32 protein-coding genes are annotated in these 22656 nt (G+C 21.8%); 10 read left to right on the top strand and 22 right to left on the bottom strand.

What is annotated here, in order from left to right:
* The first annotated feature begins 644 nt into the window (after positions 1 to 644).
* Positions 645 to 977: an IS3 family transposase gene (locus ACQH26_RS08660; protein WP_425381973.1), complete on the top strand. Its 333-nt coding sequence runs from the start codon at positions 645 to 647 to the stop codon at positions 975 to 977.
* 319 nt (positions 978 to 1296) lie between these two features.
* Here ACQH26_RS08660 and ACQH26_RS08655 read toward each other — a convergent pair whose 3' ends face one another.
* The 3 genes from ACQH26_RS08655 to ACQH26_RS08645 form a co-directional block, all read right to left on the bottom strand.
* Positions 1297 to 1599, bottom strand: coding sequence for a hypothetical protein (locus ACQH26_RS08655; RefSeq protein ID WP_425382270.1), 303 nt, complete (start codon positions 1597 to 1599; stop codon positions 1297 to 1299).
* 840 nt (positions 1600 to 2439) lie between these two features.
* Positions 2440 to 2928, bottom strand: a complete 489-nt coding sequence (locus tag ACQH26_RS08650) for an IS630 family transposase (RefSeq protein WP_425382269.1) — start codon at positions 2926 to 2928, stop codon at positions 2440 to 2442.
* A gap of 40 nt (positions 2929 to 2968) precedes the next feature.
* A complete protein-coding gene (locus ACQH26_RS08645) occupies positions 2969 to 3328 on the bottom strand; it encodes a helix-turn-helix domain-containing protein (protein WP_425381863.1) in 360 nt (119 codons plus the stop codon).
* Between the two features lie 1099 nt (positions 3329 to 4427).
* Between ACQH26_RS08645 and ACQH26_RS08640 the strand changes: the two genes are divergently transcribed.
* Positions 4428 to 4760 carry an IS3 family transposase gene (locus ACQH26_RS08640; protein WP_425381973.1) on the top strand — a complete coding sequence of 111 codons (333 nt, stop codon included), beginning with the start codon at positions 4428 to 4430 and terminating at the stop codon, positions 4758 to 4760.
* Positions 4761 to 5079: 319 nt separating this feature from the next.
* On the opposite strand, the gene ACQH26_RS08635 is transcribed toward ACQH26_RS08640, so the two are convergent.
* The 4 genes from ACQH26_RS08635 to grpE form a co-directional block, all read right to left on the bottom strand.
* Positions 5080 to 5382: a hypothetical protein gene (locus ACQH26_RS08635; protein WP_425382270.1), complete on the bottom strand. Its 303-nt coding sequence runs from the start codon at positions 5380 to 5382 to the stop codon at positions 5080 to 5082.
* Positions 5383 to 6222: 840 nt separating this feature from the next.
* Positions 6223 to 6711 carry an IS630 family transposase gene (locus ACQH26_RS08630; RefSeq protein ID WP_425382269.1) on the bottom strand — a complete coding sequence of 163 codons (489 nt, stop codon included), beginning with the start codon at positions 6709 to 6711 and terminating at the stop codon, positions 6223 to 6225.
* A 40-nt stretch (positions 6712 to 6751) separates the two neighbouring features.
* Positions 6752 to 7111: a helix-turn-helix domain-containing protein gene (locus ACQH26_RS08625; protein ID WP_425381863.1), complete on the bottom strand. Its 360-nt coding sequence runs from the start codon at positions 7109 to 7111 to the stop codon at positions 6752 to 6754.
* 113 nt (positions 7112 to 7224) lie between these two features.
* Positions 7225 to 7863 (bottom strand): nucleotide exchange factor GrpE, encoded by a 639-nt coding sequence (gene grpE / locus ACQH26_RS08620; protein WP_425382268.1) that lies wholly within the window; start codon positions 7861 to 7863, stop codon positions 7225 to 7227.
* Between the two features lie 140 nt (positions 7864 to 8003).
* Here grpE and ACQH26_RS08615 point away from each other — a divergent pair, with 140 nt between their 5' ends.
* Positions 8004 to 8282: a transposase gene (locus ACQH26_RS08615; RefSeq protein ID WP_425381925.1), complete on the top strand. Its 279-nt coding sequence runs from the start codon at positions 8004 to 8006 to the stop codon at positions 8280 to 8282.
* 41 nt (positions 8283 to 8323) lie between these two features.
* Positions 8324 to 8491: a hypothetical protein gene (locus ACQH26_RS08610; protein ID WP_425382101.1), complete on the top strand. Its 168-nt coding sequence runs from the start codon at positions 8324 to 8326 to the stop codon at positions 8489 to 8491.
* Between the two features lie 663 nt (positions 8492 to 9154).
* Here ACQH26_RS08610 and ACQH26_RS08605 read toward each other — a convergent pair.
* The 6 genes from ACQH26_RS08605 to ACQH26_RS08580 all read right to left on the bottom strand — a co-directional run bounded on the left by ACQH26_RS08605 (position 9155) and on the right by ACQH26_RS08580 (position 11985).
* Positions 9155 to 9649: a transposase family protein gene (locus ACQH26_RS08605; RefSeq protein ID WP_425381872.1), complete on the bottom strand. Its 495-nt coding sequence runs from the start codon at positions 9647 to 9649 to the stop codon at positions 9155 to 9157.
* A 4-nt stretch (positions 9650 to 9653) separates the two neighbouring features.
* The gene (locus ACQH26_RS08600; protein ID WP_425381897.1) at positions 9654 to 10001 is read right to left on the bottom strand and encodes a transposase family protein; all 348 of its coding nucleotides are present in this window, start codon (positions 9999 to 10001) and stop codon (positions 9654 to 9656) included.
* A gap of 56 nt (positions 10002 to 10057) precedes the next feature.
* Positions 10058 to 10390 (bottom strand): hypothetical protein, encoded by a 333-nt coding sequence (locus ACQH26_RS08595; RefSeq protein WP_425382267.1) that lies wholly within the window; start codon positions 10388 to 10390, stop codon positions 10058 to 10060.
* 43 nt (positions 10391 to 10433) lie between these two features.
* Positions 10434 to 10784 (bottom strand): hypothetical protein, encoded by a 351-nt coding sequence (locus ACQH26_RS08590; protein WP_425382266.1) that lies wholly within the window; start codon positions 10782 to 10784, stop codon positions 10434 to 10436.
* A gap of 375 nt (positions 10785 to 11159) precedes the next feature.
* Positions 11160 to 11585 (bottom strand): IS630 family transposase, encoded by a 426-nt coding sequence (locus ACQH26_RS08585; RefSeq protein ID WP_425381899.1) that lies wholly within the window; start codon positions 11583 to 11585, stop codon positions 11160 to 11162.
* 40 nt (positions 11586 to 11625) lie between these two features.
* A complete protein-coding gene (locus tag ACQH26_RS08580) occupies positions 11626 to 11985 on the bottom strand; it encodes a helix-turn-helix domain-containing protein (protein WP_425381863.1) in 360 nt (119 codons plus the stop codon).
* 489 nt (positions 11986 to 12474) lie between these two features.
* On the opposite strand from ACQH26_RS08580, the gene ACQH26_RS08575 reads away from it, so the two are divergent.
* The 6 genes from ACQH26_RS08575 (at position 12475) to ACQH26_RS08550 (ending at position 17631) form a co-directional block, all read left to right on the top strand.
* A complete protein-coding gene (locus tag ACQH26_RS08575; protein ID WP_425382265.1) occupies positions 12475 to 13161 on the top strand; it encodes a hypothetical protein in 687 nt (228 codons plus the stop codon).
* Between the two features lie 76 nt (positions 13162 to 13237).
* On the top strand, positions 13238 to 13810 hold the full coding sequence (locus tag ACQH26_RS08570) for a hypothetical protein (RefSeq protein ID WP_425382264.1): 573 nt from the start codon (positions 13238 to 13240) through the stop codon (positions 13808 to 13810).
* Positions 13811 to 14062: 252 nt separating this feature from the next.
* Positions 14063 to 15943 carry a hypothetical protein gene (locus tag ACQH26_RS08565; RefSeq protein ID WP_425382263.1) on the top strand — a complete coding sequence of 627 codons (1881 nt, stop codon included), beginning with the start codon at positions 14063 to 14065 and terminating at the stop codon, positions 15941 to 15943.
* A gap of 329 nt (positions 15944 to 16272) precedes the next feature.
* Positions 16273 to 16980 carry a hypothetical protein gene (locus ACQH26_RS08560; RefSeq protein WP_425382262.1) on the top strand — a complete coding sequence of 236 codons (708 nt, stop codon included), beginning with the start codon at positions 16273 to 16275 and terminating at the stop codon, positions 16978 to 16980.
* Between the two features lie 56 nt (positions 16981 to 17036).
* Positions 17037 to 17165: a hypothetical protein gene (locus ACQH26_RS08555; RefSeq protein WP_425382261.1), complete on the top strand. Its 129-nt coding sequence runs from the start codon at positions 17037 to 17039 to the stop codon at positions 17163 to 17165.
* Between the two features lie 241 nt (positions 17166 to 17406).
* The gene (locus ACQH26_RS08550) at positions 17407 to 17631 is read left to right on the top strand and encodes a hypothetical protein (RefSeq protein ID WP_425382260.1); all 225 of its coding nucleotides are present in this window, start codon (positions 17407 to 17409) and stop codon (positions 17629 to 17631) included.
* Here ACQH26_RS08550 and ACQH26_RS08545 read toward each other — a convergent pair.
* The 9 genes from ACQH26_RS08545 to ACQH26_RS08505 all read right to left on the bottom strand — a co-directional run bounded on the left by ACQH26_RS08545 (position 17628) and on the right by ACQH26_RS08505 (position 22535).
* A complete protein-coding gene (locus ACQH26_RS08545) occupies positions 17628 to 18866 on the bottom strand; it encodes an IS256 family transposase (protein ID WP_425383069.1) in 1239 nt (412 codons plus the stop codon). The two genes, ACQH26_RS08550 and ACQH26_RS08545, sit on opposite strands and share 4 nt — an antisense overlap.
* 57 nt (positions 18867 to 18923) lie before the next feature.
* Positions 18924 to 19277, bottom strand: coding sequence for a hypothetical protein (locus ACQH26_RS08540; RefSeq protein ID WP_425382259.1), 354 nt, complete (start codon positions 19275 to 19277; stop codon positions 18924 to 18926).
* The gene (locus ACQH26_RS08535; protein WP_425381862.1) at positions 19240 to 19728 is read right to left on the bottom strand and encodes an IS630 family transposase; all 489 of its coding nucleotides are present in this window, start codon (positions 19726 to 19728) and stop codon (positions 19240 to 19242) included. The genes ACQH26_RS08540 and ACQH26_RS08535 overlap by 38 nt, the downstream gene beginning before the upstream one ends.
* A 40-nt stretch (positions 19729 to 19768) precedes the next feature.
* The gene (locus ACQH26_RS08530) at positions 19769 to 20128 is read right to left on the bottom strand and encodes a helix-turn-helix domain-containing protein (RefSeq protein ID WP_425381863.1); all 360 of its coding nucleotides are present in this window, start codon (positions 20126 to 20128) and stop codon (positions 19769 to 19771) included.
* 117 nt (positions 20129 to 20245) lie between these two features.
* A complete protein-coding gene (locus tag ACQH26_RS08525; protein WP_425382258.1) occupies positions 20246 to 20428 on the bottom strand; it encodes a hypothetical protein in 183 nt (60 codons plus the stop codon).
* A 115-nt stretch (positions 20429 to 20543) separates the two neighbouring features.
* Positions 20544 to 20780, bottom strand: a complete 237-nt coding sequence (locus ACQH26_RS08520; RefSeq protein WP_425383065.1) for an integrase core domain-containing protein — start codon at positions 20778 to 20780, stop codon at positions 20544 to 20546.
* Positions 20781 to 20907: 127 nt separating this feature from the next.
* On the bottom strand, positions 20908 to 21402 hold the full coding sequence (locus tag ACQH26_RS08515) for a transposase family protein (protein WP_425381872.1): 495 nt from the start codon (positions 21400 to 21402) through the stop codon (positions 20908 to 20910).
* Positions 21403 to 21406: 4 nt separating this feature from the next.
* Positions 21407 to 21754: a transposase family protein gene (locus ACQH26_RS08510; RefSeq protein ID WP_425381897.1), complete on the bottom strand. Its 348-nt coding sequence runs from the start codon at positions 21752 to 21754 to the stop codon at positions 21407 to 21409.
* Positions 21755 to 21818: 64 nt separating this feature from the next.
* Entirely contained in the window at positions 21819 to 22535 is a 717-nt protein-coding gene (locus ACQH26_RS08505) for a hypothetical protein (RefSeq protein WP_425382257.1), read from the bottom strand.
* Between the last annotated feature and the right edge of the window lie 121 nt (positions 22536 to 22656).

Below are 22656 nucleotides of genomic sequence, written 5' to 3'. Positions count from 1 at the left end.
AACAACTGTTTTATCAGTAGTTTCTAAATTAGGAATTTCAGTACTAACAGCATGTATAGCAAAAGCATATGAAAATTTATCTATATCTAATTTATCTTCTAATTTTTTATCAACTTCTGGTTTTGTATAATAATTATCTAAATTAGGGGGTTCACTTCCACCAGTAGCACTAATTACATTAGTATCACTAATATGAATATTTTCACCAGCAATTAATTTATCTTGTTTTTTACTTATACTTTCATTAATTCATTGTTTAATAAATTTAGTTGGTGGAATATCTTTATCACCAGTAAATATACCAGTTCCTAATTCTTTATATTGTAAAACTTTATAAGTTATATCTTCTTTAATTAAAGTTAATTTATCTTGTTTTTTATCTAAGAACCTGTTTAGGATCTTTTTTGATTAATTTTTAATAAAATTTATATTATAATGGTTATTTTATAATAAAAAATAGATTTTTAGTCGATAAGTTTTCAAATGATAAAATCTTTTTAACAAAAAAATGAAAAAGAAAATAAATTATTGGTTAAGTACCTATTTATAAATGATTATTTCTTGTTTTAGTTAAATTCTATTAAAAAGATCCTAAACAGGTTCTAAGTACTAGAAAAGATGCCTTATTAGTACATCAAGCATTTATGCAATCAAATCGCTGTTTAAAAGATATTCAAATATTTCATAGTGATTGTGGTAATGAATTTAATAATAAAATTATTGATAAACTTTTACTAGCATTCAATATTACTCGCTCTTTAAGCAAAAAAGGTTGTCCTTATGACAATGCTGTTGCTGAAGCAACTTTTAAAACTTTCAAAACTGAATTTATTAATGATAAAAATTTTAGATCATTAATCCAATTAAAATTAGAATTATTTGATTACATCAATTGATACAACAACATAAGAATCCACAGCACTTTAAACTACTTAACTCCAGTTAATTATCAAAAACAAATGTCTACCAAAAAATAGTCCTAAAAAGTGTTGCTATTCCATAAAATAATGAGTTAAAAACTTATATTAAGTTTAATTAAATTATACAAAAAAAGTTTCTATATTAAAAATAGAAACTAAAGTTTTAGGGGTTATTTGGAATTTTTGAATTTATGTTTATTTAAATTTTATATTCATTTTTTAAAATTATTTGTTCTATAAAAAATAAGAACAATTTAATTATAACACTTTTATTTTATATTTAACACTTATTTACGTTAAAGATTTTAATTAAGATTATAATCAATAAAATCACTAAATAAACTGCACAATTGTGCAGTTTTAAAGTATTTAAGATTTACATTTTTGCTGATTTACTATTAGAACTTTGACTTTTACTTGTTGAAGCTTCATTATTTATTTTTTTAATTTCTTTGAATCCCAAAGAATTACCAACTTTTTGTTTTTCTGTTCATACTTCTTTCAACTGTTCTTGTTCTTTTTTTATAGTGTCTTCTTTTTCAAATCCAAGAGCATTAGCAACTTTTTCTCGTCTTTCACGTTCGTTTTTTTCTCCTCAAGCTTTATTTATTCGTTCAGCTTCTTTTTTAAATTCATCTTTTTCCGATTGACTTCATTTGTCATATGGTTCTCATGGCATAATTTATTTTTCCTCTCTTTATTATTTTTGAATATTTTTTTCTACCCTTAAAATACTCACAAAAAATTATATATTTTTAAAACGAAAAATGTTTAATAAATAATAAAAAATCACTATTTTGAAAAATAGTGATCAAAACTTTATTAATTATGTTAATAAACATTTCACTTTATTTCAATTTTTAATTGAACTTGTTAAAGGTTGTGAGTCTTGATTATTTACTGTATTTCGTATAGATGAATCAAAATTTTGATTATTTTCAGATTCAATATTTAGATTTTGAGAAATGTTATTTAAATTATGATTTATAATGTTTTTGTTTATTAGTTGGTCTGGATTTTTTTCTTTTCTGTTATCTAGTTCTTGTTTTAAAATCTCATATTGTGTTTGTAATTTAGTTTCTAATTTATCAACTGATAAATTTTTAATTATTGATTGACGTTCTTTTTTTTCTTTTTCTTTTTGTTCTTTGTTTTTATAAAATTTATAACCAAATCATACATCAACTTTTCTTGTTGCAGAAGAAAATATTGATGCAAATATTCTTATAAAACTAATACTAGAAAGTGTACCTACAACTTTTAATCCTATTGCTACAGCAGGTATACTAGCTACAGTTGGAAAAAAAAGAATGATGACACCTATGAAAGTAGATATGCCAGCTAATACAACAATTACTGTAAAAATATATCATAGAGTTCTTTCAATTTTAGTTGGTTTTAGTTTAAAATCTTGTTGTTTTTTTAAAAAATCTTTTGCTGTTATTTTGTTTAAATTTTGATTTTGTTCATCAATTAAAAAAATATTACTTTTATATTCATTTATATTTTTGTAGTATAGCTAACTAAAGTAATGTTTACTCATATCTTGAAAAACAAAATCAATCGCTTTTTTAATATTTGGTCAATAATTTGGTAATATTTTTCTTATATTATGTTTTATAGCAAAGCAAAAATGTTCAATTGGATTTAAATTAGGAGAATATGGCGGAAGAAATAATAGTTTGCATCCAGCATTTTCAATTAATTGTTGTGTTAATTTAGATTTATGAAACGTTGCATTATCTAAAACTATAATTTGTCCACGCTTTAATACTGGAATTAGTTTATTTTTAACATATGATTCAAAAATTTTACTATTGCAATGTCCTTCAAATGCTCATAAGGCTTTTAATTTACCTTTATTTAGTGAACCAATTATACTCATTCTCTTTATTTTATATGCGGGTTTATTATCAAATAATCTTTTACCTTTTTCAGATCAACCATATTTATAAAATTCATTATCATCAATTCCAGATTCATCAATATATACTAAATCTTCATTCATTATTTTAGCTATTTCTTTTAAAAAATCTTCTTGTTTATTTTTATCTCTTTGTTCATATAGAAAAGTTTTTTTTATATGTATAATTTAGTTTTTTAAAATAGTTATAAACTGTTTCTTTAGTCATATTTCCAAATTTATCAATTACTTTTTGAACTGTAACATCTTTATTTTCTGCTAAATAATTTTTTAATTCATCTAAATCTTTTATTTTGTGGCTATGTCCTTTTTGATAATTCAAAATTGGTTTTATATGCCCAGTTTCTTTTTTTCTTTTTCTTCATAAAAATAAAGTCTTTCTAGTGATATTGAACACTTTACAAATTTCTTTAATTTTCATATTTTTACTTTCATAAGCTTCTATTACTTTTCTTCGTAAGTCTTCACTGTATGGTTTTGGCATAATTTAATCTTCCTAATCTATTTTAATTATTGCTGAATTGTACTTTTAAATTCAAAAACTGTTTAAATTACATATTATTATTTTACATTATTTATGAGTAAACATTACTTTAGTTAGCTATATTTAAAAATAATATATTTTATTGCACCAGTATCATTTGCATTTCATGAATAAGCAATTCTATATAAAGTATTTATTTTAAATTCATAATTAATTTTAATATTACTTTCTTTTGTACCTACTGATTTTCATTTAATAATATTTAAAGCATTAATTTTTTCATCAATAAATTTTTTAACAAATTTTGTGGGAGGAATATCTTTATCTCCTTGAAATGTTGTTTCACTCCAATCACCAGAAATATATTCTAATATTTTATAAGTAGTATCTTCTTTAATTAAAGTTAATTTATCTTGTTTATTATCTATATTAATTTTATTTTCATTAATACCATCAACAACTGTTTTATCAGTAGTTTCTAAATTAGGAATTTCAGTACTAACAGCATGTATAGCAAAAGCATATGAAAATTTATCTATATCTAATTTATCTTCTAATTTTTTATCAACTTCTGGTTTTGTATAATAATTATCTAAATTAGGGGGTTCACTTCCACCAGTAGCACTAATTACATTAGTATCACTAATATGAATATTTTCACCAGCAATTAATTTATCTTGTTTTTTACTTATACTTTCATTAATTCATTGTTTAATAAATTTAGTTGGTGGAATATCTTTATCACCAGTAAATATACCAGTTCCTAATTCTTTATATTGTAAAACTTTATAAGTTATATCTTCTTTAATTAAAGTTAATTTATCTTGTTTTTTATCTAAGAACCTGTTTAGGATCTTTTTTGATTAATTTTTAATAAAATTTATATTATAATGGTTATTTTATAATAAAAAATAGATTTTTAGTCGATAAGTTTTCAAATGATAAAATCTTTTTAACAAAAAAATGAAAAAGAAAATAAATTATTGGTTAAGTACCTATTTATAAATGATTATTTCTTGTTTTAGTTAAATTCTATTAAAAAGATCCTAAACAGGTTCTAAGTACTAGAAAAGATGCCTTATTAGTACATCAAGCATTTATGCAATCAAATCGCTGTTTAAAAGATATTCAAATATTTCATAGTGATTGTGGTAATGAATTTAATAATAAAATTATTGATAAACTTTTACTAGCATTCAATATTACTCGCTCTTTAAGCAAAAAAGGTTGTCCTTATGACAATGCTGTTGCTGAAGCAACTTTTAAAACTTTCAAAACTGAATTTATTAATGATAAAAATTTTAGATCATTAATCCAATTAAAATTAGAATTATTTGATTACATCAATTGATACAACAACATAAGAATCCACAGCACTTTAAACTACTTAACTCCAGTTAATTATCAAAAACAAATGTCTACCAAAAAATAGTCCTAAAAAGTGTTGCTATTCCATAAAATAATGAGTTAAAAACTTATATTAAGTTTAATTAAATTATACAAAAAAAGTTTCTATATTAAAAATAGAAACTAAAGTTTTAGGGGTTATTTGGAATTTTTGAATTTATGTTTATTTAAATTTTATATTCATTTTTTAAAATTATTTGTTCTATAAAAAATAAGAACAATTTAATTATAACACTTTTATTTTATATTTAACACTTATTTACGTTAAAGATTTTAATTAAGATTATAATCAATAAAATCACTAAATAAACTGCACAATTGTGCAGTTTTAAAGTATTTAAGATTTACATTTTTGCTGATTTACTATTAGAACTTTGACTTTTACTTGTTGAAGCTTCATTATTTATTTTTTTAATTTCTTTGAATCCCAAAGAATTACCAACTTTTTGTTTTTCTGTTCATACTTCTTTCAACTGTTCTTGTTCTTTTTTTATAGTGTCTTCTTTTTCAAATCCAAGAGCATTAGCAACTTTTTCTCGTCTTTCACGTTCGTTTTTTTCTCCTCAAGCTTTATTTATTCGTTCAGCTTCTTTTTTAAATTCATCTTTTTCCGATTGACTTCATTTGTCATATGGTTCTCATGGCATAATTTATTTTTCCTCTCTTTATTATTTTTGAATATTTTTTTCTACCCTTAAAATACTCACAAAAAATTATATATTTTTAAAACGAAAAATGTTTAATAAATAATAAAAAATCACTATTTTGAAAAATAGTGATCAAAACTTTATTAATTATGTTAATAAACATTTCACTTTATTTCAATTTTTAATTGAACTTGTTAAAGGTTGTGAGTCTTGATTATTTACTGTATTTCGTATAGATGAATCAAAATTTTGATTATTTTCAGATTCAATATTTAGATTTTGAGAAATGTTATTTAAATTATGATTTATAATGTTTTTGTTTATTAGTTGGTCTGGATTTTTTTCTTTTCTGTTATCTAGTTCTTGTTTTAAAATCTCATATTGTGTTTGTAATTTAGTTTCTAATTTATCAACTGATAAATTTTTAATTATTGATTGACGTTCTTTTTTTTCTTTTTCTTTTTGTTCTTTGTTTTTATAAAATTTATAACCAAATCATACATCAACTTTTCTTGTTGCAGAAGAAAATATTGATGCAAATATTCTTATAAAACTAATACTAGAAAGTGTACCTACAACTTTTAATCCTATTGCTACAGCAGGTATACTAGCTACAGTTGGAAAAAAAAGAATGATGACACCTATGAAAGTAGATATGCCAGCTAATACAACAATTACTGTAAAAATATATCATAGAGTTCTTTCAATTTTAGTTGGTTTTAGTTTAAAATCTTGTTGTTTTTTTAAAAAATCTTTTGCTGTTATTTTGTTTAAATTTTGATTTTGTTCATCAATTAAAAAAATATTACTTTTATATTCATTTATATTTTTGTAGTATAGCTAACTAAAGTAATGTTTACTCATATCTTGAAAAACAAAATCAATCGCTTTTTTAATATTTGGTCAATAATTTGGTAATATTTTTCTTATATTATGTTTTATAGCAAAGCAAAAATGTTCAATTGGATTTAAATTAGGAGAATATGGCGGAAGAAATAATAGTTTGCATCCAGCATTTTCAATTAATTGTTGTGTTAATTTAGATTTATGAAACGTTGCATTATCTAAAACTATAATTTGTCCACGCTTTAATACTGGAATTAGTTTATTTTTAACATATGATTCAAAAATTTTACTATTGCAATGTCCTTCAAATGCTCATAAGGCTTTTAATTTACCTTTATTTAGTGAACCAATTATACTCATTCTCTTTATTTTATATGCGGGTTTATTATCAAATAATCTTTTACCTTTTTCAGATCAACCATATTTATAAAATTCATTATCATCAATTCCAGATTCATCAATATATACTAAATCTTCATTCATTATTTTAGCTATTTCTTTTAAAAAATCTTCTTGTTTATTTTTATCTCTTTGTTCATATAGAAAAGTTTTTTTTATATGTATAATTTAGTTTTTTAAAATAGTTATAAACTGTTTCTTTAGTCATATTTCCAAATTTATCAATTACTTTTTGAACTGTAACATCTTTATTTTCTGCTAAATAATTTTTTAATTCATCTAAATCTTTTATTTTGTGGCTATGTCCTTTTTGATAATTCAAAATTGGTTTTATATGCCCAGTTTCTTTTTTTCTTTTTCTTCATAAAAATAAAGTCTTTCTAGTGATATTGAACACTTTACAAATTTCTTTAATTTTCATATTTTTACTTTCATAAGCTTCTATTACTTTTCTTCGTAAGTCTTCACTGTATGGTTTTGGCATAATTTAATCTTCCTAATCTATTTTAATTATTGCTGAATTGTACTTTTAAATTCAAAAACTGTTTAAATTACATATTATTATTTTACATTATTTATGAGTAAACATTACTTTAGTTAGCTATATTTGGTTTGTTTTATTATTTTTAAACTAGCATCATATTTAAAATGATGAAAATACATTATTTCTTCGCTTATTGATTGATTAATATGCACAAAAGTTGTTATAAAAAATATTTTATCTGCTATTGGTAAAAATTCTTCGTGAATTTTATCAATACCTGTTTTTTTAGTTTGTTTTTCATTATAAATTGTTATGGCATTATATTTAAATTTAGCCAAATTTACATTGCCTTGCTTTAGTTTTAATTCTTCATATTCTTTTTTAAGTTGTTGAATTTCCTTTTCTAGTTCTTGAATTTTTCTTTGAGCTTGTATTAGTTCTTCTGTATTTGGTTTTGGTAAATTTAAGTAATTGGTTAATTTTGTTCAAAAATCATTATTTGTTTTTTGTTCTTTTTCGTTATCTGTTAAATTAGTAGAAACTATTTTTAAATTTTCATTAATATTTTTGGACAGGTCATCATTAAGTTGTTGTTCACTAGCAGTAATTTTTTCAATTATTTTAAATGTTGATCCACCATGTCTACTTTTTTCTTTTAAAGTAGTGTTTGGTTGTTTTTTAATATCTTCTATGGATTTATTTTCTGATAGAAAATTATATGTTTGTGATTTAGTCTTATCTATTATTGCCATTTTAATGCCTCCTTTAACAATAAAAAGTCCATTTACTTTGGTATAAAAGTAATGAGTTAAAATTTGGATGGGTTACACTTTATTGGACACTAATTACGTAGACAAGTGAACAAATTAGTTGAAAGAAAGGAACTATAATTATGGCCAATATTAATTCATATACCGATGAATTTAAAAAACAAATAGTAGCTTTATATCAAAGCGGCAAATCAGTATCTTACCTTGCTAAAGAATATAATGTTACAAGAGCAGCTACTTATAATTGAATTAAGCAATTTACTAATTCAGGTAGTTTTAAAGCTAAAGATAATCGTTCTGTTGAAGAAAATGAATTAATTAAATTAAGAAAAGAATTAAAACAATTACGAATGGAAAATGATATTTTAAAGCAAGCAGCACTAATAATAGGCAGAAAATAGAAATTATTACAAACAATAAGTTTAAATATAAAATTCGCACAATGTGTCATTTTTTAAAAATTTCTAAATCAACATATTATTTTAATTTAAAGAAAAAAGAAAATAAAATTCAAAATAATATTTATGATGAAGCTATTATTAGTGCTTTTAAAGAAAATAAATGTGTTTATGGAACAAGAAGATTAAAAGTAATATTAGAACCTGTTTAGAATCTTTTTAATAGAATTTAACTAAAACAAGAAATAATCATTTATAAATAGGTACTTAACCAATAATTTATTTTCTTTTTCATTTTTTTGTTAAAAAGATTTTATCATTTGAAAACTTATCGACTAAAAATCTATTTTTTATTATAAAATAACCATTATAATATAAATTTTATTAAAAATTAATCAAAAAAGATCCTAAACAGGTTCTAATAAATCATCAACATATACTTTAGTTGTAGCATCACTTAAAAATGTAGGTGTACCAACATCAATAATTCTTTTACCATTAACATCAATACCTTTATCATCTTTTGGAATAATAAAATTAGGATTATCTTTATTAACTTCTCATAATGAATGACTATCACTTGATTTAATACCAGTAGTATCAATTCATACTTGAGTTCCAATTAAATTTTTAGGCCTTTCTAAAATTATTTTAGTTCTAGGGTCTTTAGATTTTAAATTTATAACTTCAATATATCTTGTTAAAGGACTATCTTCACCATAATTACTATAAAAATCACTAAAAAAATCATTTCTTTTAGGTAAAACATCTAAATTAAAACCAGTAATATTTGGATATTCTTTAATTTTTCTTAAACAATTAAATACTTCTGGAACAATAAAATAAGGATCATTAGGATTATTTTCACTATAGACTTACTGCATAACGTTTTTAAGTTTTAATGATAAATTATAAAATCCTGCAATTAAATTAAATCTTAAAAATATTCGTTTTCTACCTTTTCTAAATTTATAACCAATAATTTTAAAACATTTTAAAAATGCAAAAACATGTTCAATTTTTCTGCGAGTTTTATTAATAATCTTATTAAAAATTTTAATTTTACTTGTTTTAGGATTATTTTTACTAGTTTTAATGGGTAAAAATGTATTACTATGAATTTTTTGTAAACCTTGATAACCTTTATCTGCAAGAATTACAGTTTCTGACAAAAATTCTAACTTTGAATTTTTAAAAGTTTTAAAATCATGATTTTTACCAGTATCAGGAAAAATATTTAAAATTTCATTAGTATGTGCATTAATTATGGTTTGAAACTTAACAGTATGCATTCATTTTTTGCCAGAAAATCAATCTTTTTGATTATATTTTGGTCGTTCTGTTTCTACTTCTGTTACATCAATTATCAAAATTTTATTTTTGAATTCTTCTTTTTAAAAAAATATTTTTATTTGTTAAATTATTAAACTTATTATTATTTATTAAAATGTCTTCAATTGAACGAATATTTCGTAAAGCAGTAGTATCAACCATATCATACTCAGCACCAATACTATGATATGTACGATTTTCATATAAATATCTTAAAGTCATTACTAGTCTATCTTCTATTGACATTTTATATGGCCTTCCACCAGTGGTATTTTTTAGATTTTGATGATCTAATAAAATATTTAAAATTTCATTAAAAACTAGTTTATTAATACCAACTATTTTACGAAAATATTGATCCGGTTTATCTTTTAATTCAAAATATGTCATAAAATTTATCCTTAACTATTCAAATTTTATTTTAATAATAACAAAAAAATGAAAAGTTAACTAGTTATGCAGTAAGTCTTATAAGTCATACCACCTTGACTAATACTTGATTGACCACGAATATAATTACTATCTTTTGTTAATAAAAATCTAACATAATATGCAGTTGCAGTTTGAACAACATCAGTAAATTCTGTTAATGTAGTTTCTGGTCATTTTTTACTAATTTCAAAACCACTTAAATAATCAATATTATTACTTGCAATTGAAATAGCAAATCAAATTTCATTATCTGGTGTTGTAATATCATCAAATTCTAATTTATTAAAACCATTTCAATTTTTAAATTCTTCAATTGTAATAAACATTAATGGGTCTTTAATAGCCATAATAATTTACTCCTTAATGTAAAATAAAGGGTATTTAAACCCTTTAAATTTTAACTTTAATTGCTTTTTTCTTATCTTTTTCTGATAATTCTTTTCTAGAAGCTCTTTGATTAATAATAGTATTTTTAAATACTTCTTGCTTTTCTTCATCATTATTAAAACTATCTAAAGATTTAGCAATTGATGTAGTTTCTAATTGTAATTGAGAATTTATTTGTTTAATATTTGCTTTAATAAATTCTAATTCTTTATTATTTTTTAATTCTTTTGCTAAATTTGAATGTTTTGATTTTTTAATAAATTTTGATAAAAATAATAAAACAATAGTAATAATTACTCCACTAGCAACTGCTCCACTTAATACTGCTGAAATTACTGTTGTAGATAAATTCATAATTTATTCCTCCAATTGTATTTTATTTGAATGTTGTTTACATAATTGACATGTTTTTTTATGTTTTCTAATATTTTTATATTGATATAGCTAACTAAAGTAATGTTTACTCATATCTTGAAAAACAAAATCAATCGCTTTTTTAATATTTGGTCAATAATTTGGTAATATTTTTCTTAGAACCTGTTTAGGATCTTTTTTGATTAATTTTTAATAAAATTTATATTATAATGGTTATTTTATAATAAAAAATAGATTTTTAGTCGATAAGTTTTCAAATGATAAAATCTTTTTAACAAAAAAATGAAAAAGAAAATAAATTATTGGTTAAGTACCTATTTATAAATGATTATTTCTTGTTTTAGTTAAATTCTATTAAAAAGATCCTAAACAGGTTCTTATATTATGTTTTATAGCAAATCAAAAATGTTCAATTGGATTTAAATTAGGAGAATATGGCGGAAGAAATAATAGTTTGCATCCAGCATTTTCAATTAATTGTTGTGTTAATTTAGATTTATGAAACGTTGCATTATCTAAAACTATAATTTGTCCACGCTTTAATACTGGAATTAGTTTATTTTTAACATATGATTCAAAAATTTTACTATTGCAATGTCCTTCAAATGCTCATAAGGCTTTTAATTTACCTTTATTTAGTGAACCAATTATACTCATTCTCTTTATTTTATATGCGGGTTTATTATCAAATAATCTTTTACCTTTTTCAGATCAACCATATTTATAAAATTCATTATCATCAATTCCAGATTCATCAATATATACTAAATCTTCATTCATTATTTTAGCTATTTCTTTTAAAAAATCTTCTTGTTTATTTTTATCTCTTTGTTCATATAGAAAAGTTTTTTTTATATGTATAATTTAGTTTTTTAAAATAGTTATAAACTGTTTCTTTAGTCATATTTCCAAATTTATCAATTACTTTTTGAACTGTAACATCTTTATTTTCTGCTAAATAATTTTTTAATTCATCTAAATCCTTTATTTTGTGGCTATGTCCTTTTTGATAATTCAAAATTGGTTTTATATGCCCAGTTTCTTTTTTTCTTTTTCTTCATAAAAATAAAGTCTTTCTAGTGATATTGAACACTTTACAAATTTCTTTAATTTTCATATTTTTACTTTCATAAGCTTCTATTACTTTTCTTCGTAAGTCTTCACTGTATGGTTTTGGCATAATTTAATCTTCCTAATCTATTTTAATTATTGCTGAATTGTACTTTTAAATTCAAAAACTGCTTAAATTACATATTATTATTTTACATTATTTATGAGTAAATATTACTTTAGTTTGCTATAAAACATAATATAAGAAAAATATTACCAAATTATTGACCAAATATTAAAAAAGCGATTGATTTTGTTTTTCAAGATATGAGTAAACATTACTTTAGTTAGCTATATATAAGGATTTAACACTGTTTAAATTAATGATTAATATTATAATTTATTTTTTTAGTTTTTGTTATTTTTATTTTAATAAAAATTATCTATCAAATTATTATTATGATATTTTCATTGTTAATTAATTTTCTGAATTAGAGTAGTATTAATAGTTTTTATAAAAATTTAATAAATGTCTTGTTTTTTAATTAAAAGTAATTTATAATTTTTATAAATAAGTATTTATTTAATTAAATACCTATTTTAAAAAGGAGAAGTTATAATGAGAGTTAAAAGTGTTGACCAAGAAAAAGAAAAAGTAGATATAAAAACAAAGAAAAAAATAAAGATTAATTCAAAACAACAAATTTTTAATATTACTTTGACAGGAATTTTATTGGGATTAGCTGTTGCTTCTTCATTAATTGAAATACCTATTCAGTTTATGGGAGTAATTTTACCATTAAGAATTTTTGATTCATTAATTATTGCTTTTGCTTTACCAATTATTGGTTTATATTATACATTAGCAATTGGTATTATCGAACCTTGATTACATTTATTAGCAGATAGTGATCATCCAGCAATTCAAATTTTCTTTGATAATATTGCTAATATTTTATTTATTGTTTCTTTTTATTTTATTTACTACTATCTTTTTAAATTGTGTAATAAAAATAAAAATTTAAAAGTAGATACTATCAAAAAAGTAAGTGCTGGTCTAGTAATAGTACCCTCAAATGCGATTATTGCTACTTTATCTTTTGCTTTAACTTTAGTAGTACTTTATTTTAGTCCTAACTTACCAAGACCTGATGAATATGATAATAATATTCTTAATTTTAATAATCATTCAGTAATTATATTATTTATTTTACTTGGTATTGAAATTTTAAGATTTATTTTTATCTTTATCTTATTTAGTTTAGTTGAAAGAAAGATAGATTCTGCTAAACGTTATTATTTTTAATAAAAAGTATTTTATTTTATAAAATAAAATGTTAAATTAATACTTATTAATTAAAAATAAAATTAGGGAGCAACATATGAAGTTAATAGTTATTGTAATTATTATCATGAGTATTATTTTTTTAATTGGTTTTATAATAATATTTTTTCTGAAATTAAGAAAAAAGAAAATAAAATCATCAAGGAAAATAAAATATCGTTTATGTGTTCCAAATTCTTATCATAGTAGCATTATCAAGAATAGAAAGTTTAAAAGTAATAATGATTTAGTAAATAATAAAAAAGTATTGGAAATGTTAACATATTTACAGGAAAGAGATATCGCTAATTATAATAATATTATTCCTACCTTTTATAGCATTTTAGAAAAACCTATCCAACATAATTTGGAAGCTAATAAAAATGTTAATTATTTATTAACTAATATTGTTGATATTTTATGTTATCATCATCACCGTATAGTAAATCCCTTACATTTGATTAAACATTTGTTTAATAAATGTAATAATAAATTACATCAACACAAAAAATATTCTCATTTTACTCAAGAGAATAATCATTCAGTTAAACCAACACATGTTTTTAATAAAACACAAACTAATGCTTCTACATCAAAAGGTATTATGACAAATAAACATACTTTCTCATAAATTTATAAATGTTCCTTTACTAGTTATTAGTCCTAACTTAACAAAAACGGAATATCTAATTAAATTCATAATTAAAATGTATTAAGTATCTACTAATTTAACTTATTAGTAGATATTTTTTTAAAAATAAAATTTACTGTACATTATTTTGTAATAGTTTATAATAATAAGAAAATCATTATAAATGGAGTGTAAAATATGAGACGAAAATTAAATTTATTTTTTACTACCAGCCTTTTATTAAGTTCTAGTATGTCGCTTTTAGCATTCACAATTGATACAAACAATATTAGTATTAATAATTTTGCTAACAACAATGTTGATACTAAAACAGCAACTAAGTATGCTAATGAAACCTTTATTGTTGGTAAATCGTTATTAATTGGTAAAAATAAAGGTTTTAATACTAATAATTTATTAAATGATATGTATAATCAAACCCCTTCTATTCAAATTGATAATCTTACATGTAAGAATAATGGAAATGATTTTATTAATGATTGAACTAGCAACTTAGATGGTAATAGTATTAATACTATTCAGTCTTTATTTCAACGTAATGGTATTAATCAATCTAAAGTTGATACTATCACTAATAATATTAATAGCTATAGTAGTTATCGTGACATATTGCCAATGGTTAAAAATTATTTAAATAATTCTATTTTATCTAATGATGATACTGTTAATATGATTGATGGAATGTTAAAAAATATTAAAAAATTAATACCAAATATTAATGATTACTTATCTTATACTAATTATATTCCAATTATAACTAATACTATTGATGAATTATTAGCAGATTGAGATCAAGAAGATAATTTTAGTGGTAATACTACTTTTGAAAAAATGCAAGATTATATGTCAAAGAAAGCGACATTTGCTCAAGCTTGAAATATTCCAAGTCATGAAAAGTGATACTATGTTAAAGATGAAGCAAAAAATTGAAATTGAAATCAATTTTATGAATATATAGCTGGTGTTAATTTTAATTATATGTTTAAGTCAATATCAGGAAAATATATTGGTGAAATGATTAGTGATAATATTAAATATGCTTTATGAGGTGCTGGACCTATCGGTTTTAATTCTGATAATTTTAATGCTACATTTAGTGAAACTCTTAATAAGATTTTAACAAATCCAGTGGCATGACCTTATTTAATAAAAACAATAATACCAATGGTTAAAAGCGAAGTATTAAAATTAACTAATCCAACTTTTGGCATTGATAGTATTACTTGAGATGATAAAACACTACTTAAAAATAATACAGTTCAACTAAAAAAAGTATTAACTATTTTTCAAGAATTAATATCTTCAAAAGATAATATTCTTAAATTAGTTACCAATTTAATGACTGGACCTTTTGGTGAAGATATTATTGCGAAAGCTACCTTTGCATGAACTGATTCATATTGAACATTACCTGAGATTCAAAAGAAATTTTCTTTTATTTCAGCTATTAGTGATATTCCTCAACAAGTTGTTAATAGTTTAGAATCAGCAATTAAAAATGTTCCAATTAGTGACACAATTAATAAAATATTTGAGTTTACTAATAAATATTTAACAACAAATCCATTAATTGATTTAAAAGATTTAGTAAAATATTTAGATTTAACTTTTGGTAGTAAAGATTTTATTAATGCTTTAAATAATCTTAAATATATTATTAATCATCCAACAACAGATAATATTAGTAAAACTAAAGAAATATTACAATTATTAGGTGTTCAATTTGGTGGTGAAACTAATTTTAAACAAGATAGTGTTCTTGCAAACTTTTCTAATTGAATAAATACTCCTAATAGTAGTTTAAATTCCTTACTAAATATAATAGTTGATAAAACACATCATAATGGTATTCTTGATAATATGTTAAAGGACCAAGAAAATTTATATAAAGATATGTATAGTAAATATTTTGATATTAACAATAATAGTTATTTTACTTTAAGTGATATTGCAATGAATACATTTAAACACGATGATGCTAGTGTTAGTGCAGTTTTAAGTTATAAAATTAAAAATAATTTAGATAATAAAAGTTATGATATTACATTTAAAAATGCTAATTTTCTTACAAGTAAAATTTTTAAAATAAAATTATTTCATATTAGTCAATAATTTTCTTCAATAATTAGATATTTTAATTTAAAATATAGATAACTTATAGATTTAAGAAAAAGTTATTGGGGAAAATAAAGGGACTAATTATGAAATCATTATTAACAAGATTAAGTGTTTTAACACTTGCAACAACCACAGGAAATTTAATCAATATTTTCTATTTTCTTTATTTTGAATATTGTTTTTTAAATGTTTTGATTTTATAATGTATATGAACAGACAAGAAATATGTACTTAAATAATTAAGCCTGTTTAGGTAATAATACTAAACAGGTTTTTTTGCTGTTTAATTAGAGAAATTTTAACTTAGAAAGAAGAGTAATTAAATGATAAATAATCAAGAACAGTATAAAAAAATTATTACTATTGCTTTAAATGCTATTGGTGCTGGTAGTGCTGGTGCAACTACTAAATTATTACATAATGCTCGTCAAGTTTCACAATGATTAAATTTAGCAAATGCTTTAAATAGGGGTGTTTTTGGGACAGCATTTACATTTTTACCAGATAGTAAAAAAGTAGCAACATTAATAGAAGTTTGAAAAATATTAACAAATACCTCATATATAGTTACAACATTAGATGTTAATTTTATTAAAACAATATTTACTAAAGCAAGTAATTGAGATTTAACAATTCCTAATTTACTACCATTTATTAGTTTTGAAATATCTGCTATTTCTGGTGTTTTGGCTGGAACAACAACACTTACACGTATTTATTTTACTAATAAAGATTCAACAACTAATAAAATATTAAAGTCAATTGAAGATGGTTTTAATTTGTTATGTCCTTTTGCTGCAGTTATTGGAGGAGGATCATTATTTTGAACACCTGGTCTTGATTCAAAAATTATTGCTCCAATTTTTGCTACACTTGATGGAGTTTCTGGAACTACTAATTGATTAATAAATAAATTTTGAAATCCTATTGATTTTGAAACTAATAATGAAAATCAGAGCATATTGGATAATGAAGAAAATGGTACTTTATTAATTAATGATAAAGAGTTTCTGGAACTACTAATTGATTAATAAATAAATTTTGAAATCCTATTGATTTTGAAACTAATAATGAAAATCAGAGAATATTGGATAATGAAGAAAATGGTACTTTATTAATTAATGATAAAGAGTTTAAGACAAGATGTAATGAAACAAATATTGATAATGATTCATCTTCATTAAACTCTGTTAATTCAGTTTTTGTTGCTAATTAGTAATAGTTTTTTGTTAAATTTATTTAAATAGATTTTTAAAATTTAATAATAAAAAATCACTAGCATCTTTATTGTTGCTAGTGATTTTTATTGCTTGATTTGTTAATGTTATGCTAAAAGTAGTGTTTTGTGGGAGTATAAATATTTGTTATTGCATTATCTTAAAAAGCATTCTAAGATATAAATAACTTATAGATTTAATAAAAAGTTATTGAATAAAATAAAAAGAGAGGTTTTCAATATGAAAACATTGATTACTGCACTAAGTGTTTTAGCATTTGGGACATCTATTGGAACTTTAAATACTGTTTTAAATAAAACTCCACAAAAAATTGAACTTTTAGATAAAAAAACACAACAAGATACAATTTACATTGATAAAGATGGAAAAGAACAAACAACTAATAAAAGAGATTTATCGAGGCTTTTATGTAATCTGTGTATCTTTGTTTTACAAAGTTACTAGTTCAGATTAATTCTATCTTCAAATTTTATCATAAAATGAGCAATTGCTGTATTTCAATTTTGAATGGGCATTGTTCATTTTTTTGTTATATTTTCAATTGCTAAGTAAAATATTTTGAAAACTGCCATATCATTAGGAAAAACTTTTTTATTTCTGATAACTTTTCGTAATTGACTATTAACAGATTCAATAGCATTTGTAGTATAAATCACTCTTTTAATTTCTGGTGGATAACTAATAAAAACCATTAAATTATCTCAATTTTTATATCAAGATTTAGTAATTTGCGGATATTGTTTATTTCATTTACTTTCAAATGATTCTAAAGCTTGCATTGCTTGTTCTTCACTACATGCACTATAAATTGGTTTTAAATCTGCAACTAAGGTTTTTCGATGTTTGTATGAAACATATTTTAAACTATTTCTAATTTGATGAACTATGCATAATTGATGTTCAGTTTTAGGATAAACTGCTTGTATTGCTTCTGACATGCCTGTTAAATTATCACTACAAGCAATCAAAATATCATTTAAGCCTCGATTTTTCATTTCTGTAAAATTAGCTAGTCAAAATTTAGAACCTTCATTTTCACTAATTCATAAACCTAAAACATCTTTTTTGCCTTCTAAATCCACTCCTAATGCTATATAAACTGATTTGTTAATAATGCGTTTATCTTGCCGTACTTTAACTACTATACAATCAAAATAAACAATAGAATAAATACTTTCTAATGGTCGATTTTGCCACGCCTTGACATCATCTATCACATCATCAGTAATTTGACTAATAACACTTTCACTAATATCTGCACCATGATATAACTCTTGCAACTGCATTCTAATATCTGATAAAGTCATTCCTTTGGCATATAGTGAAAGAACTTGTTGATCAAAGCCATCAAATCTTCTCTGTCTTTTTGCAACTATTACAGGAGTAAAATCACTATTACGATCTCTTGGTACATTAATTTCAATTTTACCTTGTTGAGTTATTAATTTTTTTGAACTTATACCATTACGAGCATTTTCACTATTACTATGTTGATTTTTTTCATACCCTAAATAATTTTGCATTTCAGAATTTAACATCTTTTCTACTAATCTTTTTGTTAATTCTTTATATAATCCTCCTTCTTTAAATACTGTTGTTAAATCTTCAGTATTTTCTAGTAATAAATCTACTGCTTTTGATATTGGATCATTATTATTAATACTTTGTTTTTTAGCCATCTGTAACTCACTCTTTCTAGTCATTTAATTATATTTACTAGAATTAATTAAACATAGTTATTTTTGTAAGTTACACAGATTACTAAACATTACCATTATTTTTAGTTCTTCAATATTTTCTTTTGATTGTTTTAATTGTTTTTCTATTTTTTCTTTTTCATATCAAGATTGTTTTAGTTCTTTTTCTAATTTTTGGTTATTATTTATATAATCTTTTAATTCTTTTTCTAATTGTGTTTTATTTTCTGTATTTTCTTGTATTATTTTTTGTAAATATCTAATATTTTTTTCTGCTTCTTTTAATTGTTGTTCTAATTTTTCTTTAATACCTTTAGATTCTCTTAATTCTGCTGCTTGTTTTGCTATAGTATAGCTAACTAAAGTAATGTTTACTCATATCTTGAAAAACAAAATCAATCGCTTTTTTAATATTTGGTCAATAATTTGGTAATATTTTTCTTATATTATGTTTTATAGCAAATCAAAAATGTTCAATTGGATTTAAATTAGGAGAATATGGCGGAAGAAATAATAGTTTGCATCCAGCATTTTCAATTAATTGTTGTGTTAATTTAGATTTATGAAACGTTGCATTATCTAAAACTATAATTTGTCCACGCTTTAATACTGGAATTAGTTTATTTTTAACATATGATTCAAAAATTTTACTATTGCAATGTCCTTCAAATGCTCATAAGGCTTTTAATTTACCTTTATTTAGTGAACCAATTATACTCATTCTCTTTATTTTATATGCGGGTTTATTATCAAATAATCTTTTACCTTTTTCAGATCAACCATATTTATAAAATTCATTATCATCAATTCCAGATTCATCAATATATACTAAATCTTCATTCATTATTTTAGCTATTTCTTTTAAAAAATCTTCTTGTTTATTTTTATCTCTTTGTTCATATAGAAAAGTTTTTTTTATATGTATAATTTAGTTTTTTAAAATAGTTATAAACTGTTTCTTTAGTCATATTTCCAAATTTATCAATTACTTTTTGAACTGTAACATCTTTATTTTCTGCTAAATAATTTTTTAATTCATCTAAATCCTTTATTTTGTGGCTATGTCCTTTTTGATAATTCAAAATTGGTTTTATATGCCCAGTTTCTTTTTTTCTTTTTCTTCATAAAAATAAAGTCTTTCTAGTGATATTGAACACTTTACAAATTTCTTTAATTTTCATATTTTTACTTTCATAAGCTTCTATTACTTTTCTTCGTAAGTCTTCACTGTATGGTTTTGGCATAATTTAATCTTCCTAATCTATTTTAATTATTGCTGAATTGTACTTTTAAATTCAAAAACTGTTTAAATTACATATTATTATTTTACATTATTTATGAGTAAATATTACTTTAGTTAGCTATAATTGAGAAATTATTTCTTTACAAGTATTTTTATTTTTAAAAATAAAACAAAATTTTCTAAATTTACGATAATAAATATTAACTTTATTAATATTTTTATCATTTTTATACTTTTCTACAAATTTGTTAAATTTATAATCAAATTTAGTAAAATCAGCACTATTAATTAAATATTTCATTTTAAACTACACCTCAACTAATAATATAAAGTTATAAAAACTTTTATTAGTCCAAAAAGTGTGTCTAATCTACATATTTAATTAAAGATTTGTAAGGTAGTACAGACATTTTGGACTATTTTTTATCTAATAAAAGTTTATCAAAATAATCCATAGGAGTCATTAATCCTAATGATTTATGTGGTTTAGAATTGTTATAATATTCTTGAAAAGAATTCACTAATTTTTGAAATAAACTAAAATCACTATTTAAATATGGTTTTATTTCAAATAAATTACTTCAATTTCTGTGAAATCTTTCAATCTTACCATTACTCTGTGGTGATCTAAACGGTGTAGTTTCATGAACTATACCTTTTTTATTACAAAAATTTGTAAATCAACGATTCCTTTGTGGTTTTCCACAAGATGTATTAGTATATTGACTACCATTATCAGTTCTAATTCTTTTAATTTTAATTCCTAATTTTTCATAAGACTTACTGCATAACGTTTTTAAGTTTTAATGATAAATTATAAAATCCTGCAATTAAATTAAATCTTAAAAATATTCGTTTTCTACCTTTTCTAAATTTATAACCAATAATTTTAAAACATTTTAAAAATGCAAAAACATGTTCAATTTTTCTGCGAGTTTTATTAATAATCTTATTAAAAATTTTAATTTTACTTGTTTTAGGATTATTTTTACTAGTTTTAATGGGTAAAAATGTATTACTATGAATTTTTTGTAAACCTTGATAACCTTTATCTGCAAGAATTACAGTTTCTGACAAAAATTCTAACTTTGAATTTTTAAAAGTTTTAAAATCATGATTTTTACCAGTATCAGGAAAAATATTTAAAATTTCATTAGTATGTGCATTAATTATGGTTTGAAACTTAACAGTATGCATTCATTTTTTGCCAGAAAATCAATCTTTTTGATTATATTTTGGTCGTTCTGTTTCTACTTCTGTTACATCAATTATCAAAATTTTATTTTTGAATTCTTCTTTTTAAAAAAATATTTTTATTTGTTAAATTATTAAACTTATTATTATTTATTAAAATGTCTTCAATTGAACGAATATTTCGTAAAGCAGTAGTATCAACCATATCATACTCAGCACCAATACTATGATATGTACGATTTTCATATAAATATCTTAAAGTCATTACTAGTCTATCTTCTATTGACATTTTATATGGCCTTCCACCAGTGGTATTTTTTAGATTTTGATGATCTAATAAAATATTTAAAATTTCATTAAAAACTAGTTTATTAATACCAACTATTTTACGAAAATATTGATCCGGTTTATCTTTTAATTCAAAATATGTCATAAAATTTATCCTTAACTATTCAAATTTTATTTTAATAATAACAAAAAAATGAAAAGTTAACTAGTTATGCAGTAAGTCTATAGAAATTTAAAGCATTTTTAGTAGCATTTACAATATCTCTGGTTTGTGCTTGTTCAGATGGATAACAATAAGTAATTCGAGTTTTTTCATCAATAAAATCAATAATATATCATCTTTTACTTCCTGTTATATAATCTGATACTACTTTAATATCAGTTTGTAATAATCCAGTTTCTTTTACTTCATATCTCAAATGTTTTTTCTTAATAACTTTTTGTGAACAAAAACCAAAACGTTTTAATCAACGATATATAGTTTTAACCGAGGGTTTTGGCAAAAAATTAAACCTAATATCATCAATATGCCTTATTAAATAACAAAATTGAAAAGCACCTATACCAAACTCTTCTTTATACTGAACAAAATAATTTATAAATTTTTCTGATAATTCCAACTTATAGAAATATTTAATATTTTTAGGTTTTGTTGACTTAAATAATAATTCTTCAAAAGGTTTATTTCTGTAAAAAACATCATAAAAACGTTTAGCTCAATAATAAAAGGTTTGCTTTGGCATATGTAATTGAGAAATTATTTCTTTACAAGTATTTTTATTTTTAAAAATAAAACAAAATTTTCTAAATTTACGATAATAAATATTAACTTTATTAATATTTTTATCATTTTTATACTTTTCTACAAATTTGTTAAATTTATAATCAAATTTAGTAAAATCAGCACTATTAATTAAATATTTCATTTTAAACTACACCTCAACTAATAATATAAAGTTATAAAAACTTTTATTAGTCCAAAAAGTGTGTCTAATCTACAATTTAATTAAAGATTTGATTTGCAATCAAAAATTAAATATGATAAAG

The organism is Spiroplasma endosymbiont of Melieria omissa (assembly GCF_964031175.1).
Taxonomy (GTDB): Bacteria; Bacillota_I; Bacilli_A; order Mycoplasmatales; family VBWQ01; genus Spiroplasma_E; species Spiroplasma_E ixodetis_A.
The sequence above is the reverse complement of the archived record's forward strand: the minus strand, read 5'-3'. Positions and strand labels throughout refer to the sequence as shown.